Here is a 15,690-nt window from a genome sequence, read left to right as displayed (position 1 = left end):
TTCCAGGGGGGAATGATCATGCCGTACGGCACTTTTGCGAGCTACGAGCTCTACTACGACAGCATCTACGCGGACGAGGGCGGGCTGAAGGTGGCCACGCTGATCCTGGACACCCGCACCTTTGAAATGGACGTGATGTTCCTCGAGCCGGGAGGCAAGCAGGCGCCGGACTGGTTCGACGAGCACGACCTGGAGCTGGTGGTGGACCAGATCCGCGAGATGCTGCAGCCCACGCCGGACGGCGCGGTGGAGGTGCTCGAGCCGGACGGGCCGGAGTTCCACCTGGTCCACGGCCCCGTGTTCCAGGCGGAGAGCCTCACCACCGCGCGCCACATGTGCTTCGACTTCGGGCCGGAGCTGACCAACCTATACCAGGCGTTCACGGTGGAGTTCCGCCCGAACGTCAAGCGCCCGGGCACCTTCCCCGTGGCCGTGTTCGTGGCGGACCCGCGCGAGGGCCGCATCCGCGGGCACATCTACGGCGAGCACAACCCTTTCGCCCCCGTGGGCACCACGCGCCAGCAGCACCGGATCATCGCGCGGCGCTTACACGAGTTGCTTGAGACGGTGGCGCGCGGCGGCAGCCCGGACGCGCCCGTGAGCCCGTTCAAGAATATGGGGCCGCAGTTCCGCTCCGAGGCGCTTCCCACCGTTGAGGGGCGCGACATCGGGGACGCGCTGGAGAGGGCGGTTGCAATGGTGGAGGAATGGGGCGCAAAGGAGGCGTCGTAAAGCAAAAGCCCTACGATGGCCGGCATGACCCCTTACGCAGGACCTACCCCACTCAGCTCGCAGCTCAACACCAACTTCCACCTCGGCGCCCAGGACGTGCGCACGCTCACCTGGACGAACCTGGCCAGCGACTGGCTGCCCACCTCCTGGCAGGAATCCATCACCCAACTCTCCCACTCCGTGACTGGGCTGTGGGACTCGGTGTACCGCGCCGTCATGCTCGTGCTCTAGCACGCCGCCCACTCGCCCAGCGCAACCTCCCGAGCGAAGGTAACGTGAGCCGGAGGCAGTAATTTCCTGAGCAAAACTGGGAGGACGCACGTGAAGATCGCGGTACTTGGAGGAGACGGATTTTGCGGCTGGCCCGCGTCGCTCCACCTTTCGGAGATCGGTCACGACGTGGTGATCGTGGACAACCTCTCCAGGCGCCGCATCGACGAGGAGCTGGGGGCGCAGTCCCTCACCCCCATCGCCACCATCGAGGAGCGGCTTGCGGTGTGGAAGGAAGTTTCCGGCCGCGAGATCGGCTTCCGCAACATCGACGTGGCCCAGGATTATGACGCGCTGCTCGAGTTCATCCGGGAGTTCGAGCCGGACGCCGTGATCCACTTCGCGGAGCAGCGCGCCGCGCCGTACTCCATGAAGACCCCGCGGACGAAGCGCTACACGGTGGACAACAACGTCAACGCCACCCACAACCTGCTGGTGGCCATCGTGGAATCCGGCCTCGACGTGCACGTGGTGCACCTGGGCACCATGGGCGTGTACGGCTACGGCACCGCCGGCATGAAAATTCCCGAGGGCTACCTGGACGTGAAGGTGGACGCGGGCGAGAACGGCGTGGTGGAGCAGCAGATCCTCTACCCCACCAACCCGGGCTCGGTCTACCACATGACGAAGGTGCTGGACCAGAACCTGTTTGCGTACTACGCCAAGAACGACGAGCTGCGCATCACCGACCTGCACCAGGGCATCATCTGGGGCACCCACACCCCGCAGACGGAGCGCGACGAGCGCCTGATTAACCGCTTCGACTACGACGGCGACTACGGCACCGTGCTCAACCGCTTCCTCATGCAGGCCGCGGTGGGCTACCCGCTCACGGTGCACGGCACCGGCGGCCAGACCCGCGCCTTCATCCACATCCGCGACATGGTCAAGTGCATCCAGCTGGCGGTGGAGAACCCGCCCGCACGCGGCGAGCGGGTGAAGATTTTCAACCAGATGACCGAGACGCACCGCGTGCGCGACCTGGCCGAGCTCATCGCGCGCATCTCCGGCGCCGAGGTGCAGATGGTGCCCAACCCGCGCAAGGAGTCCGCGGAGAACGAACTGCACGTGGCCAACGACACCTTCATCGGCCTCGGCCTGGAGCCGACCTTCCTCGCCGAGGGCCTGCTGCAGGAGGTCGAGGACGTGGCCCGCCGTTACGCGGACCGCGTGGACGAGACGAAGATCCCGGCGCGCTCCCTGTGGACGAGCGAGCAGGCCGAGGGCGTGCCCGCCACCGGCGACCGCGGCGCCACCGGCACCGCCGCCGGCGCCGAGCGGTAACCGCGCATGCGCATCGCGCTGATCACCGAGGTTTTCCTGCCCAAGATCGACGGCGTGGTCACCCGCGTCACCCGCACGCTGGACGAGCTCGCCGCGATGGGCCACGAGGTGCTCATCTTCGCCACAGGCGACGCGCCCGCAAGCTACGCGGGCTTCGAGGTGGTGCGCATCCCTTCGCTGAGCCTGCCGGTGTACCCCGAGATCAAGTTCGGGCTGGTGGGGCCGAAGATCGCGCGGCGCCTGGCCCAGTTTGAGCCGGATGTGGTGCATGCGGTGAATCCGATCTGGACGGCCGGGTGGTCCACCTACATCGTGAAGCGCCAGGGCCTGCCCATGCTCGCCTCGTTCCACACCGACGTGCCGGAGTACTGCCTGAAGCTGGGCATCCCGTGGGTGAAGCCGATCTCCGAGTGGGGCCTTCGCACCTTCCACGGCAAGGCGCAGGTGAACCTGGTGACATCCGGCCCGATGATGGACAAGGCTGAGGAGTACGGCATCCCCAACGTGCGGCTGTGGCCGAAGGCGGTGGACACGGAATCGTTCACCCCGGAGGCGCGCACGCAGGAAGCCCGTGCGCGGCTCACCGGTGGCCACCCGGAGGACCCGCTTGTGCTGTTCGTGGGGCGCATCTCCGCCGAGAAGTCGGTCGAGCGCTGCTTCCCCGTCATGGAGGAAGTGCGCCGCCGCATCCCGAACGCACGGCTTGCGCTGATCGGCGAGGGCCCGCAGTACGAGGCGCTGCGCCGCGAGATGACGCAGGACTGGGTCACCTTCACCGGCTACCTCTCCGGCGCGGACCTGCATGCGGCCTACGCGTCCGGCGACGTGCTGCTGTTCCCCTCCACCACGGAGACGCTCGGGTTCGCGGCGCTCGAGGCGTTCGCATCCGGTGTGCCTGTTGTCGCGGCGAACGCGGGCGGCCTGCCGTTTGTCGTGGACCATGGGGCAACCGGTTTCCTGGTGGATCCGGAGTTGGCGGATTCGGCGTGGGCGGCGCCGATCGAGCAATTGCTTATCGACGACGCCTTGCGCCACGCCACTTCCCAAGCCGCGCGCGCCGAGGCGGAGCGCTGGACGTGGCGCGCCTCCAGCGAGACGGTGCTGGGCTACTACGAGGAGGTCATTAGAAGCGCAAAACGGTAACCTCGGCGGTCTCCCCGCCCGCGTACTCGCGGGTCTCGGCGGTTCCGCGCACCGTCGCCGCCGGGTCGATCTCCTGGTACGGCTCCACCCCCGGCCCGCAGGCGTCGACTATGCGCGGGTCGAACCACTCGATCTCCGCACGGCCGCCTGCTATCACCCCGATGCCGGAGGCCGTCTCCCAGAAATGGACGTCATCGTCAATGCCGGGCACGTCGCCCGGGTCGAAGCCGAGGCGCTGCGCTTCGGCTTTGTCTGTGTACGGACAGAACACGTACGCGGCTGTCACCCCCGGCCCCGCCACGTCCGCGACGGTGAAGTCTCCGGCCAGCGCGGCGTCCTGCAGCCCCATTTCGGTTCCGTGCGCGCCGCAGCCGGCCAGCGCGAACACGCCGACTGCGGCGGCGAGCTTACGGCGCATGACCATAGCTACCAGAGCTCCTAGATCTCCGACGGCTCCTTGCGCGTCGGGTAGATCTTCGGGCGCACGCCCGCGATGTCCTCCACCACGCGCACCACCTGGTGGGAGTAGCCGTACTCGTTGTCGTACCAGACGTAGAGCACGAGGTGCTTACCGGAGGCGATGGTGGCCAGGCCGTCCACCACGCCGGCGTGGGTGGTGCCCAACAGGTCGGTGGAAACAACCTCCGGGGACTCGATGTAGTCGATCTGCTGACGCAGGTCCGAGTCGGTGGAGACGCGGCGCAGGAAGTTGTTCACCTCATCCTTGTCCACCTCGCGCTCCAGCTCGAGGTTGATCACCGCCATGGAGACATCCGGCGTGGGCACGCGGATGGCGTTGCCGGTGAGCTTGCCGGCGAACTCCGGCAGCGCCTTGGACACGGCCTTCGCCGCGCCCGTCTCCGTGAGCACCATGTTCAGGCCTGCAGCGCGGCCGCGGCGCGGCCCCTTGTGGAAGTTGTCGGCCAGGTTCTGGTCGTTGGTGTAGGAGTGCACCGTCTCCACGTGGCCGTGGACCACGCCGTAGCGGTCATTGATCACCTTCAGCACCGGGGTGATGCCGTTGGTGGTGCAGGACGCGGCGGAGAGCACCTTGTCCTCGCCGATCATGTCCTGGTTGATGCCGTAGACGATGTTGGGGATGTCGCCCTTGCCCGGCGCGGTGAGCAGCACGCGGTCCACGCCCTTGGACTCGAGGTGGCGCGACAGCCCCTCGCGGTCGCGCCACGCGCCGGTGTTGTCCACCACGATGGCGTTGTCGATGCCGTACGCGGTGTAGTCGATCTCGGCCGGGTTGTCCGCGTAGATCATCTGGATGGGGGTGCCGTTGGCCCAGATGATCTCGTTCTCGCGGTCCACGGTGATCGTGCCGTTGAAGGCGCCGTGCACCGAGTCGCGGCGCAGAAGGGAAGCGCGCTTCACAATGTCCTCCGCACCCTTCTTGCGCACCACCACCGCGCGCAGGCGCACGCCGCCGTAGGTTGCCTCGCGGGCGATGAGGATGCGGGCGAGCAGGCGGCCGATGCGGCCGAAGCCGTACAAGACAACGTCGCGCGCCTCGAGCTCGGAAGACGTGCCGACCACGTCCGCCAGCTCGGACTCCAGGAACGCGCGCAGGTCCTGGCCCTCCGACTCGCGGTAGAGGCTGGCCAGGCGGCCCAGGTCGAGCGAGGCGGTGCCCAGATCCATCTCCACCAGCTCGCGGAGGATCGGCAGCGTCTCATCCAGCGGCAGCTCCTTCTCCTCGATGCGGCGGGCGTAGCGGTGCGCCTTAATAATGTCGATGTCGGTCACGCCAATGAGCAGGCGGCCGTAGATCGAGGTGACCGCGTTGTGCTCGCGGTGCAGGCGGCTGATCAGCGGCAGCATCTCCTGCGCGAGCGCCAGCTTGTGGTTCCAATCGTCGCGGGGGGTGGTGGTCTCGGTCACGTCGCTCCTTCAAGGCGGAAATGTCTGGCGGGAAATATGTTGGCTCCGGGGGCAAGCACCGGGCCAAACTACCCCTATCCTACCGCCAGGCACCGACACCCGAGGAGCATACAACCCTAGATGTTCACGCCAGCGTAACCGGCCCGTCACCCAGGAGTTTTACCGTTGACGCAGCTATTGTTTCCCCCCCCACGCTAAGGAGCTCCCCGTGCCACTAACGCTCACTTCCCGCGGCCGCGCAATTGCCATCGCCGCCCCCGCGGCCACCGCCATTTCGCTCGCACCTGCGACCGCTGCCGAGGCGCAAACCTACTACTCCACCAAGCAGCCCTACTCCCCCGCCGCTCCAATCTCCTCCTACAGCCAGGCGCCCGCGGGGTTCCACCAGATCTACACCACCTCCGTGGACCGCCACGGCTCTCGCGGCCTCTCCGGCTTCAAGTACGACGACCTGGCTGCCCAGATGCTGGCGGCTGCGAAGGACCAGGGCCAGCTCACGGAACTGGGAGAGCGCCTGATCCCTCAGGTGGAGGCCATGTCGAAGGCCAACCGCGAGCTCACCGGCCCCGGCCGTGGCGGCTACGGCAACCTGACCACCTACGGCCGCGAGGAGCTGCGCGGCATCGGCACCCGCAACGCCGCGCGCAACCTGGACTTCCTGGGCAGCGTTGCCGCAAGCGGCACCGACAAGGTGAAGTTCATGTCCTCCGGCGCGGACCGCGCGGTGGAATCCGGCCAGCTGTTCGGCCGCGGGGTGCTGTCGGTGGTGCCGGGCCTGTCCGACAACCTCGTCGATGGCACGACTGAGGGTACCGTCAACCTCGAAGAACGCTTCGACCTGCTGCACGCCCACTCGGATAAGAATTCGCCCCGCTACGAGGGCTACTCCGAGTACCTGAAGAGCGACCAGGTGACCAAGAAGATCGAGGCGGCCCAGAACTCCGATGCCTCCCGCAAGGCCTCACTCGGCCTGCTCTCAAAGATCTTCGACCAAAAGTTCATCGCCGATATTGACAACGGGACGCTGAAGATCACCGGCCAAAGCGGCAAGAAGCTGAAGGGCGTCGCCGACGCGGCCCTGCAGTTCTACAACCTTTACATCATCTCCCCCGCAATGGAGGACGAACCGGCGAAGCCCGCCGAGGGGTGGATCTTCGACCAGTACATGGACGACGAGGACGGCAAGCAGCTGGCGTACCTGCTCGACGTGGAGAGCTTCTACGAAAACGGCCCCGGCATCGAGGGCCAGACCACCTCGTACGACATCTACGAGCCGCTCCTCGAGGAGATGATCCAGGGGGTGAAGGACCGTGCTGCCGGCGGCACCACCGCCGCGGAGTACCGCTTCGGCCACGCCGAGACCATCATGCCGCTCGCCGCGCTGCTCAAGCTGCCTGGCTCCGAGAAGGGCGTGCCGGCGGACCAGATCATGGACTACAGCAACTCCACCTGGCGCGGCGACAAGGTCGCCCCGATGGGCTCCAACATCCAGTGGGACGCGTACCAGAACGACGAGGGCGTGACCCTGGTACGCATGCTGTACAACGAGGCCGAGATTCCGTTCCACGACGGCTGCATGCCGGTGGCGGACAACTCGCAGTTCTACACCATCGAGGAGCTGGCCGACTGCCTGCCGCTCGGGTCCACCTCCGACCACTCCAAGGCCCGCCCGAACATTGCCCCAGCCGCCGTGACTGGCGACCGCGGAAGTTCGCTGAGCTCGGCCGGGTCCTCCACCGGCGGCACTGCCGCACTGGTACTCGCGGTTCTGGCCGCGCTCAGCGCCGTGCTCGGCCTGGGCGCGGTGCATGCCGGCCTCATCCAGCTGCCGGCTTTGCCCGCGCTGCCGCCCCTCCCGCTCTAAACCCGTCTAGAAGTTTAGTGCGGCCCGGTACTTGTCCGGGTCGGGCTGCGCGGCGAACTCGGGTGCCTGGTCCTTATCCACCAGCACCGCACGCACGCCCTCGGCGAAGTCGGGCTCGCGGCGCATCAACTCGCCCAGGTTGCGCTCGTTGTCCAGCGCGCCGGCCAGGTCCTGGTTCGCGTTCGCCTCGAACAGCTCCGCGGTGGCCACGAGGGAGGACGGGGAGGCCTTGCTGGTCAAGCCCCTGACCAGCTCGGCGAACTCGCCGGGCTGAGCCTCGAGGCGCCCATCGATGTCCGCCCAGGACCCGCCGAAGGTGGCCTCGATGTCGTCGAACCAGCGCGCGAGGGGGCTGGGTTGTGGTTCTAAGGGGGCGTCGGCAAGCGAAAGCTCCTCCCCCGCGGCGATCTTTGTGGACGCGAGACCTAGCGCGAGCATGTCGTCCGGCGTCATGCGGTAGCCGGTCAAGCCGAGGAACTTGCCGAGGTTGAGGGATTCGCGGCCGGGAAGGTGCTGCAGCTTCCAGCTCATGCCCACGTCCGTGATGTAGCCGATGTTCATCTCGGGCATCGAGGCGAACGCGTTGTCCGCCATCACCAGCGGGCCGCCGATCGCGGAGATGCCCATGCCGCCGCCCATGATGACGCCGCCGGCCAGCGCAGTGAACGGCTTGGGGTACTCGGCGATGAACAGGTTCATCGCGTATTCGTGGGCGAAGAACTCGTCCACCAGCTCTGAGTTGCCGGCCAGGATCTCCGCCCGGGCCATCTTCACGTCGCCGCCGGAACAGAAGTGCTTGGAGCTCGAGCGCACAAGGACGCGCTCGACGGCGTCGTCCTCCGCCCACTGCCGGACCGCGGTGTCGATGGCGCGGATCATGGTGTAATCCAGCGAGTTCAGGGCCTTCGGGCGGTTCAGGGTGATGGTGCCGGTGCCGTCGCGGACTTCGGTGAGAATCGTGTCGGTGCTATGAGCGGTCATAGGGATAGTGTTCCACATCACAGAGCCCGGCGCGACGATCCGCCATGGGATGGATCAACCCTAAGTTTGATTGACCATAGGCTAGCCTAACCTTTATTCTCCTACATAGGTTAGGCAACCCTTAATGAATGGAGATCCCCGTGACCGCGCTCACCGCCCCCAGCCTCGAACCCTTGTCCGCCACCCTGAAGCGGGAAACCGCCGCCGCGCACACCGAAGCGGAAACCTCACGGTTCATGGCCCAACTCGCATCGGGAGCACTCAACCGGGCAGCAGTAGTGAATTTGACCGTCCAGTACTGGCATATCTACCGCGCGCTGGAAGCGGCTGTGATGCGCACGGCAGACAACCCCGGCGTTGCCGCGATCGCAGATCCCCGCCTAGTTCGGCTTCCCGCCCTTGAGCAGGACCTTCGGGCGATGGCCGGAGCGGATTGGCAGGACTTCCTGCTGCCCACCCCCGCCACATACGAGTATGCGCGCCGGCTCGACGCACTCACCCCGGCAGACTGGCCCGAAATCATCGCCCACCACTACGTTCGCTACCTCGGCGACATTTCGGGCGGCCAAGTCTTGGCCCGGGCATTTCCCAGCCACTACGGAATGACGCCGGAGGAGTTGCATTTCTACGACTTCTCCGCCATTGGCAAGATCCCCCCGTACAGGAACGCATACCGGGCCAAGCTGGACGCGTTGCCTACCGGCGGGGGGCAGCGCGAACGGTTGATCGCCGCCGCGCAGCACGCCTTCCAGCTCAACCAGAATGTGTTCGAGTCACTTGCGCTGGCCACACTGCGTTAGCGGCGTGACATCGCCTCCATCGCCCCCCACACCACAGCGGCGCTGAACAGCGCCACCAGTACGCCGGCGGTGAGGGTGAAGCCGGCTGGGACAAAAAAGAGCGCCAGCAGAGAGGCGAGCGCAGCCACCGCCCAGCTCGCCCCCACCACAAGCGCTACGCTACGCGGCTTCAGCCCGCCAGGCGCCCGCCCCGCCACCACGGTGGCCCCCACTTCGCCCGGTGCCCGGCCAGGAAGGGCGAAGGCCGCGACCATTGTCGCTAGCGCCCCCGCGCCAGCGACAGCCACGTTCCCGGTTGCCCCGCCGAACGCGACCACCGCCGCCAACAACGCAACGAGAGCTTGCTCCCACGGCGCGAACCGCCTCTTGCGCCCCGCGCCGCTACCCGGAGCCGACCCAGCCTCAGCCACGGCCCCAGCATCAGGCTCGCCCCCAATTTCGGCACGCGAGACCGGCGGGAAGTATTGCGTCACTGCATCCGCGTCGTTGCCCATATTTTCTCCCATTCTAAAGTAAGCCGTTCCTAATTTAGCTAAGGGTACCCTAAACTAAAGACCATCCTTAGTCCTCCCGTCCGCCCCACCACATTTGGAAGATGCCGTGAAATCTCGAACACCCCTCGCTCTCGCCAGTGCCGCCAGCGCCGCAGCCCTCCTCTCGCTGCCCGGCGCATGGGGCATCGCAGCACTTGCCCCGCTCGTCCCCCACGCTTCAGCTGAGGAGGCATCTGGATCGCACCGAACCGTCTCTTCCGGCTCGCTCCAGTGGGGCGTGCGCGAATCGTTCCGTCGGTACGTGGAACAGGGCGTTGCTGCCGGCTCAATCACCACGGGCGGCGGGGCATCGCGCACCAGTAGCGGCTTCACGTTCCCGTTGCGTTCCTCGGCTCTCACGTCCGCGTCCAGTGGCCAGATCGATTTCGAGGGCGAGGTACATTTCGTCGGCCACCACGGTGCCCTCGATATGACCCTGAGCAACCCGATCTTCGTGGTCAACGGCTCCTCCGCCGAGTTGCGGGTGGACTATGCTTCCCGCAAATACGAGGGTGCCAACGCGGTGGGCGAGCTGCGCCAGGGCCGCCAAGAGCTCCTCGCCACCATCAGCCTCAGTGCCCCGGCCAATTTCAGCTCGTCCACCGTATCGCTCTCCGGGCCGGTGCGGCTCTCGGCCACCGGTGCGGAAATTTTCGGCGGTTTCTACGAGGCCGGCGAGTCCCTCGACCCCATCGAACTGGAGCTCACGCTTGTCGACGCCGCCGGGCCAGCCCCCTCCCCCAGCTTCAGCGTCGGCGGCTCCGGCGGCGCCGCCGCGGCGACGCGATCAAAGGCAACGTCCGGCCCCGCAGCCTTGCTCGGCACGGTCAACGACACCCTCGTGGAAGTGAACGGTCTACTGACCAACACGAGCAACGTGCTCACGAGCGGGCAGTCGCTTTATTCCAAGGTTTACCCCACCCAGAACCAGGCGGCCACGGCCGGCGGCGCTAACGGCACAAGCGGCACGAGCGGAACTAGCCGCACTGCGACGGCGGCGCGCACCTCGGGGGGAACGGCGGCAGCTGGCGCCACCGGCACCTCCAACGGGAGCGCAACAGGTGCGTCTCCCTCCGCTGGAAAAGCAGGCGACGGGGCCGCCGGGGGAACCGCGGCAGGGGGAACCGCGGCCGGGGGAACCGCGGCAGGGGGAACCCAGCCCTCGACTGCGGGCGCTGGCGGAGCGAGCGGGGCCGCCGAGGACACCTCTGGTGCATGTACCGCTTCAGACGGCAGGGGCATCGCCGCCGCATCAGCGGAGTGGGGAGTGCGGCAGTCGTTCCGCACATACATCAGGGGCAGTATCGCGCGCGGCGGATGGGAGCTGCGGGGTGTGGAGGACAACGGGAAAGCTTTCGTCTTTACCGGCGCATCCGGAGCCGTAGATCCCTCGTCGCGTTCCGGCTCCATCCTTTTCCCGGGGGCCATCCGGTTCATGGGGCACGACGGTGTACTAGACACGAAGTTCTCCAACCTCGAGATCCAATTCAACGGCACCTCGGGCAAGCTCATTTTGAACGCGTCCTCCAACAGTCCGGACGGCACACCGAACGAGTACGGCAGGATCACGCTCGCCGACCTCAATTTCAGCACCCTCGAGGTAAGTGACACCTCCGCATCCGGCACCGCCACCTCCTCGCTGACCGAAGCCGGTGCGGAAGCCTTCGGCCAGTTCTACCCCGCGGGCGACGCTCTCGACCCGATCAGCTTCACCGCCCAACTTAGCGGCATCGCGAATTGCGCCGAGGGGCAAGGCGCCTCCACCAGCGGAAGGGCTACCGGCAAAGGAGGTTCAGCGTCCGACGCCTCGAAGCTACGCGCCGGGGGTGCCGGGGCCAGCGCAATTGCCCAGTCCAAGCTCACCGGGGGCACCACCGGGGCAGGCAACGTTCTTGACGAGCCGGTAGGCGGCCAGCTATCAACCTCGGCCGCGCAACCGGAGGGAGGGAAATTCCAAATCAAAAACGCTGCCACCAGGGAAGACGGGGGCTGGAGCGACGGTGATATCGCGCAGTTGCTGGTCCTCCTGACGTCACTGACGGGTGCCGGCGCCGCCGGTGTCCGTTTCGCACTGCAACGATAAGGAAAGCACACGCATGCCGATCTTCATGTTCCTCTCCCCCGCCGGCCTTAGCGCACGACGCTCCCGCCTAGCTGCTGCGGCGACCGGAGTCTGCACCTGTCTCGCACTTGCTGGCTGCGCTTCTTGGGATGCACCAGTGCAGGAACAAACCCAACAGCTCGCCGACACGCTTGCCTCCACCGGGGATCCGCACGAAGCCCGTGGGGTGTCGCTGGTTGAGAATGTCTCCGAAGTCGAGCCCGTGGGAACCACTGCGCAGCGCTTGCTCCCGGTCGAGCTAACGGATGCAGACGGATACGACGTCACCGTGACTGACACATCGCGGATCCTCGCGCTGGATCTGTACGGCACTTACACCAAAACGCTGCGCGGCATCGGTCTCGCCGAGAATCTGGTGGGCCGCACGGTGAGCTCTGCCGAACCGTCGCTCGCGGACCTCCCCGTGGTGACGGAGAACGGCCATTCCATCAACGTCGAGGCCGTGCTCAACCTGCGGCCGAGTTTGGTGATTGTGGACCATTCTGTCGGCCCCGCCGAGGCGATCGACCAGATCCGGGCAGCCGGTGTGACCACGGTGGTGATGGAACCTCAGCGCTCGATGGCATCGATGGCCGAGGACATTGAAAACCTAGCCGCAGTGGTTGGAGAGCCGGACGCGGGCAAGGCGTTGGCGGAGCGCAGCCAGCGTGAACTCGACGAGGCCTTGTCGGCCATCCGGGAGGCCGCGCCCGAGGTGCCGCTGCGCATGTCCTTCCTCTACGCCCGTGGAACCGGCGGCGTGTTCTACCTTCTCGGTGAAGAGGACGGCACGCGCGACCTGATCACAGCCCTCGGCGGCACCGACGTGAATTCGGAGCACGGAATTGGCGCGGCCTCTCCGGCCAGCCCGGAAGCGCTTGCCGAGGTCAACCCAGAGCTCTTCGTCATGATGAAGGGTGGCCTCACGTCGACAGGCGACATCGACGGCCTGCTGCAGCGCCCCGGAGTCGCCCAGACCACTGCTGGGCAGCACCGGCGCGTACTGGCGCTACCCGACGGCGACAGCCTCGCATTCGGCCCGCAGACCGGCGAGCTGCTGCTCCGCGCCGCGCACGCCCTGTACGGGGAAGCACAATGAGCTCGCCTGCATCCACCTTCGCTGCCCGCCGCGGGCGGTGCATCGCACTGTTTTCCGCCACAGGGGCCCTACTCGCGGCTACAGCGCTGCTCTCCGTGACCGTGGGCCAATACCAGCTGTCTCCCAGCGAGCTGTGGCCAATCCTCACCGCGGGCCCGCTGGCCGCAGCGGACTTGGACGCCTCGGTGGTCTGGCAGATCCGCCTCCCCCGCCTAGTGCTGGGCCTGCTCGTCGGTGCCGCCCTTGGTGTCGGGGGCGCGCTGATGCAGGCGGTCTTCGCTAACCCGCTGGCGGAACCTTCCGTGATTGGGGTCAGCAGCGGCGCGGGAGTGGGAGCTGCGGCGGCACTCGTGTTCGACATCACCGCGTTCGGCACAATGACGGTGCCGGTATTCGCATTCGCGGCAGGCATATTCACCACCGCAGTGGTGTACCGGCTCTCGCGTGTGGACGGCCAGGCCCGGGTGCTCAACCTCATTCTCGTGGGCATCGCGGCCAACGCTATTGCCGGCGCATGCATCTCCACGCTGACGTTCCTGGCCCCGACCTCGGCGCGCGAACAGATAACTTTCTGGCAAATGGGCTCCCTCGCTGGGGCGAGCTGGGCGCACACCGGCGCTGTGGCGGCGGTTGTGGCCGCCGCCATCGCACTCGCGATGCCGCTAGCTAGGAAGCTGGACATCCTCGCGCTGGGTGATCAGGCGGCGTTCCACGTCGGCATTAACGTCCATCGTCTCCGGCTCGCCGCGATTGCCGTATCGACCTTGCTCACGGCAGCCGCCGTCTCGTTCGCCGGATTGATCGGGTTTGTGGGGTTGGTTATACCGCACATCGTCCGCACCGTGGCCGGACCGGCCAACACCACGCTCATCCCGGCGTCTGCGCTGGGCGGAGCATTGCTCGTTGCGGCCGGTGACGTGTTCGCCCGGACCGCGATTGACTTCGCCGACCTTCCCGTCGGCATTTTCACCGCCTTCATCGGCGGCCCGACCTTCTTCATCCTCCTCCGCCAGATGCTGAGAAAGAACCACCAACTGTGAGCCTCTCCGCCCAGAACGTCACCGTGGTCAAGCACGGCCGGACCATCCTCGACAACGTCAGCGTCGACGCACCCGCCGGACTAGTCACCGGCCTGATCGGCCCCAACGGCGCGGGCAAATCAACCCTTCTCGCCGCCCTGTCGGGAGATCTCGCCTGTGCAGGGGGCAGGGTCGACATCTGTGGCAGGGATGCGTCGACAAGCAGTGCCCGAGATCTAGCCCGGCTACGGTCCGTGATGCGGCAGAACGTCGATGTGGCGTTTACGTTCCTCGTTCGCGATGTGGTTGCGATGGGAAGGCACCCGTGGGGACGCAGCTCGAGGGACGCGTTGCTTATCGACGCATCCCTTGAAGCAACCGGTCTCTTCGCACTACAAGACCGCGAAGTGTCCACCCTATCCGGCGGGGAGCGAGCGCGAGCCGCGTTTGCCCGTGTTTTGGCTCAGCAAACGCCCGTCGTGCTCCTCGACGAACCGACCGCGGCCATGGACGTGCGCTACCAGGAGCTGACGATGGGCACCGCCAGAGCTCTGGCGCAAGCTGGCGCCGCCGTGGTGGTGGTGCTGCACGACCTCCAGCTTGCGGCACGATACTGCGACCGCGTGGTGTGCCTCAAGGGCGGCCGGGTGGCGGCGGCGGGCGACGTGGGCGAGGTGTACCGCGACGAAATCCTCAGCGACGTGTACGGCTGGCCGATCCGTGTCGAGCGCGCCGGCGGGGCGCTGTTTGTGTTGCCCGGGGAATCCTCCGGTAACGCGCCGGCCATTGAGGTTCTCGCACCAGCAACGCGGCACCCTACCCCCGCATACCCCCAGCCGTAGACAAGGTAAGCCTAACCTTTTTAAGGTTAAGCGAACCTAACTTCTAGGTCCGTACCGTTCGAAAGGAACCCACACATGTCACGCACCTCGTCCCTGGCCATCGCCACCGCAGCCGCCACCGCCGCGTCCCTGCTCGCCCCCATCGCCCACGCAGACACGGTGCAGCTCGAATCCGGAGCCGCCACCTGGAACATGAAGGCCTCCTTCCTCAAGTACATCCAGGCACCTTTCGTCGCCGGCACCATCACCGCGAGCGAGGGCGCGGAGAAGGTCGTGGAAGGCGGCAAGGTCACCAACTTCTCCTTCCCCGTGAACACCGCCGGCACCAAACTCGACAACAACGGCAATGGCACCATCGACCTCGACGGCGCAGTGCGCGTCGAGGGCCACCACGGCGCCATGGACATCCAGCTCTCCGACCTGAAGCTGCTGATCAACGGCACCGAGGGCATCCTCCAAGCCGACTACGTGCGCACCGGCGCCATGCCGGGCAACGAGACCACCACTTCCACCGGCGACGACAAGCCGATCATGACGTTCACCGTCCCCAATTCCGTTGCCACGGACAAGGCAGGCGAGCAGAGTTTCACCTTCACCCCGACGACGGTGACCGAGGACGGGGAGATCATCTTTGAGAGCTACAAGAAGGGCGACGTTCTCGATGACGGCACCGTGGGTCTCACGCTGAAGTACAGCGAAAAGAAGGATGACGCTCCCAGTGGCACGCAGACCCCGGGCGGTGCTAAAACCCCGGCGCCGCAGACCGGCTCCGGCTCGTCCACCGGCGCGGTGGTGGCTGCCGTCGTGGCCGTCCTCGCTGCACTGGGCATCGGCGGAGCCCTGATTTCCGGCCTCATCCCCGGCTTCAAGCTGCCGCTCTAGGCGGATAGCGGTTCGGGAAACGGAGGCACGGCAGTGAACGCATTTGCAAAGGGCATCGGCGCCGCAGGAGCCGCGGCGCTTGCGATAACGTCCGCCCCGGCCGCGGCCGCAGCGGATTCTGCACCCGCCGCCGACACGCGAGACGCACAACTGGGCCCCTCTTCAACCAGTGAGGGCTCGGTTGCGGAGCGCATCGCCACGGGGACTGCTCTCGCAATTGGTGCGGCCGGCCTGGTATTCACCCTCGCCGCTC

General features: G+C 66.7%; 15 protein-coding genes. 11 read left to right on the top strand and 4 right to left on the bottom strand.

Annotated elements, in window-relative coordinates; all coding sequences use genetic code 11:
- Nucleotides 1-18 precede the first annotated feature (18 nt).
- From BN4252_RS10540 to BN4252_RS10525, 4 genes are all read left to right on the top strand, one after another.
- Nucleotides 19-732, top strand: coding sequence for a hypothetical protein (locus BN4252_RS10540; protein ID WP_143341203.1), 714 nt, complete (start codon nucleotides 19-21; stop codon nucleotides 730-732).
- A 24-nt stretch (nucleotides 733-756) separates the two neighbouring features.
- Nucleotides 757-963 carry a hypothetical protein gene (locus BN4252_RS10535; RefSeq protein ID WP_143341202.1) on the top strand — a complete coding sequence of 69 codons (207 nt, stop codon included), beginning with the start codon at nucleotides 757-759 and terminating at the stop codon, nucleotides 961-963.
- Between the two features lie 90 nt (nucleotides 964-1,053).
- The gene (locus BN4252_RS10530) at nucleotides 1,054-2,286 is read left to right on the top strand and encodes an NAD-dependent epimerase/dehydratase family protein (RefSeq protein ID WP_066530539.1); all 1,233 of its coding nucleotides are present in this window, start codon (nucleotides 1,054-1,056) and stop codon (nucleotides 2,284-2,286) included.
- 6 nt (nucleotides 2,287-2,292) lie between these two features.
- A complete protein-coding gene (locus BN4252_RS10525) occupies nucleotides 2,293-3,429 on the top strand; it encodes a glycosyltransferase family 4 protein (protein ID WP_066530537.1) in 1,137 nt (378 codons plus the stop codon).
- Here BN4252_RS10525 and BN4252_RS10520 read toward each other — a convergent pair.
- The gene (locus BN4252_RS10520; RefSeq protein WP_066530535.1) at nucleotides 3,410-3,853 is read right to left on the bottom strand and encodes a hypothetical protein; all 444 of its coding nucleotides are present in this window, start codon (nucleotides 3,851-3,853) and stop codon (nucleotides 3,410-3,412) included. The two genes, BN4252_RS10525 and BN4252_RS10520, sit on opposite strands and share 20 nt — an antisense overlap.
- Nucleotides 3,854-3,867: 14 nt before the next feature.
- On the bottom strand, nucleotides 3,868-5,316 hold the full coding sequence (locus BN4252_RS10515) for a glyceraldehyde-3-phosphate dehydrogenase (RefSeq protein WP_066530532.1): 1,449 nt from the start codon (nucleotides 5,314-5,316) through the stop codon (nucleotides 3,868-3,870).
- 208 nt (nucleotides 5,317-5,524) lie between these two features.
- On the opposite strand from BN4252_RS10515, the gene BN4252_RS10510 reads away from it, so the two are divergent.
- Entirely contained in the window at nucleotides 5,525-7,180 is a 1,656-nt protein-coding gene (locus tag BN4252_RS10510; protein ID WP_066530529.1) for a histidine-type phosphatase, read from the top strand.
- Nucleotides 7,181-7,186: 6 nt separating this feature from the next.
- On the opposite strand, the gene BN4252_RS10505 is transcribed toward BN4252_RS10510, so the two are convergent.
- Entirely contained in the window at nucleotides 7,187-8,161 is a 975-nt protein-coding gene (locus BN4252_RS10505) for an enoyl-CoA hydratase/isomerase family protein (RefSeq protein WP_066530526.1), read from the bottom strand.
- Between the two features lie 140 nt (nucleotides 8,162-8,301).
- Between BN4252_RS10505 and BN4252_RS10500 the strand changes: the two genes are divergently transcribed.
- The gene (locus tag BN4252_RS10500; RefSeq protein WP_230208636.1) at nucleotides 8,302-8,961 is read left to right on the top strand and encodes a biliverdin-producing heme oxygenase; all 660 of its coding nucleotides are present in this window, start codon (nucleotides 8,302-8,304) and stop codon (nucleotides 8,959-8,961) included.
- Here the strand turns inward: BN4252_RS10500 and BN4252_RS10495 are convergent.
- Nucleotides 8,958-9,455, bottom strand: a complete 498-nt coding sequence (locus BN4252_RS10495; RefSeq protein WP_066530520.1) for a hypothetical protein — start codon at nucleotides 9,453-9,455, stop codon at nucleotides 8,958-8,960. The genes BN4252_RS10500 and BN4252_RS10495 overlap by 4 nt on opposite strands.
- 106 nt (nucleotides 9,456-9,561) lie before the next feature.
- Here BN4252_RS10495 and BN4252_RS10490 point away from each other — a divergent pair, with 106 nt between their 5' ends.
- The 5 genes from BN4252_RS10490 to BN4252_RS10470 all read left to right on the top strand — a co-directional run bounded on the left by BN4252_RS10490 (nucleotide 9,562) and on the right by BN4252_RS10470 (nucleotide 15,437).
- Nucleotides 9,562-11,577 carry an HtaA domain-containing protein gene (locus BN4252_RS10490; RefSeq protein ID WP_262360162.1) on the top strand — a complete coding sequence of 672 codons (2,016 nt, stop codon included), beginning with the start codon at nucleotides 9,562-9,564 and terminating at the stop codon, nucleotides 11,575-11,577.
- Between the two features lie 25 nt (nucleotides 11,578-11,602).
- On the top strand, nucleotides 11,603-12,694 hold the full coding sequence (locus BN4252_RS10485) for a heme/hemin ABC transporter substrate-binding protein (protein WP_078056930.1): 1,092 nt from the start codon (nucleotides 11,603-11,605) through the stop codon (nucleotides 12,692-12,694).
- Nucleotides 12,691-13,734 carry a FecCD family ABC transporter permease gene (locus BN4252_RS10480; protein WP_066530514.1) on the top strand — a complete coding sequence of 348 codons (1,044 nt, stop codon included), beginning with the start codon at nucleotides 12,691-12,693 and terminating at the stop codon, nucleotides 13,732-13,734. The genes BN4252_RS10485 and BN4252_RS10480 overlap by 4 nt, the downstream gene beginning before the upstream one ends.
- Nucleotides 13,731-14,555, top strand: coding sequence for a heme ABC transporter ATP-binding protein (locus BN4252_RS10475; protein ID WP_066530512.1), 825 nt, complete (start codon nucleotides 13,731-13,733; stop codon nucleotides 14,553-14,555). Before BN4252_RS10480 ends, BN4252_RS10475 begins: the two co-directional genes overlap by 4 nt.
- A gap of 75 nt (nucleotides 14,556-14,630) precedes the next feature.
- Nucleotides 14,631-15,437: an HtaA domain-containing protein gene (locus BN4252_RS10470; protein ID WP_066530510.1), complete on the top strand. Its 807-nt coding sequence runs from the start codon at nucleotides 14,631-14,633 to the stop codon at nucleotides 15,435-15,437.
- The last annotated feature ends 253 nt before the right edge of the window (nucleotides 15,438-15,690 follow it).

Source organism: Corynebacterium bouchesdurhonense (assembly GCF_900078305.2).
Lineage (GTDB): Bacteria > Actinomycetota > Actinomycetes > Mycobacteriales > Mycobacteriaceae > Corynebacterium > Corynebacterium bouchesdurhonense.
This window is presented reverse-complemented; position numbering and strand designations above follow the sequence as displayed.

What these genes read in the sequence shown, in the direction of transcription:
- BN4252_RS10520 (WP_066530535.1), bottom strand. Translation starts at nt 3,853, where the DNA reads ATGGTCATGCGCCGTAAGCTCGCCGCCGCAGTCGGCGTGTTCGCGCTG.
- BN4252_RS10525 (WP_066530537.1), top strand. Translation starts at nt 2,293, where the DNA reads ATGCGCATCGCGCTGATCACCGAGGTTTTCCTGCCCAAGATCGACGGC.
- BN4252_RS10485 (WP_078056930.1), top strand. Translation starts at nt 11,603, where the DNA reads ATGTTCCTCTCCCCCGCCGGCCTTAGCGCACGACGCTCCCGCCTAGCT.
- BN4252_RS10470 (WP_066530510.1), top strand. Translation starts at nt 14,631, where the DNA reads ATGTCACGCACCTCGTCCCTGGCCATCGCCACCGCAGCCGCCACCGCC.
- BN4252_RS10495 (WP_066530520.1), bottom strand. Translation starts at nt 9,455, where the DNA reads ATGGGCAACGACGCGGATGCAGTGACGCAATACTTCCCGCCGGTCTCG.
- BN4252_RS10480 (WP_066530514.1), top strand. Translation starts at nt 12,691, where the DNA reads ATGAGCTCGCCTGCATCCACCTTCGCTGCCCGCCGCGGGCGGTGCATC.
- BN4252_RS10535 (WP_143341202.1), top strand. Translation starts at nt 757, where the DNA reads ATGACCCCTTACGCAGGACCTACCCCACTCAGCTCGCAGCTCAACACC.
- BN4252_RS10505 (WP_066530526.1), bottom strand. Translation starts at nt 8,161, where the DNA reads ATGACCGCTCATAGCACCGACACGATTCTCACCGAAGTCCGCGACGGC.
- BN4252_RS10540 (WP_143341203.1), top strand. Translation starts at nt 19, where the DNA reads ATGCCGTACGGCACTTTTGCGAGCTACGAGCTCTACTACGACAGCATC.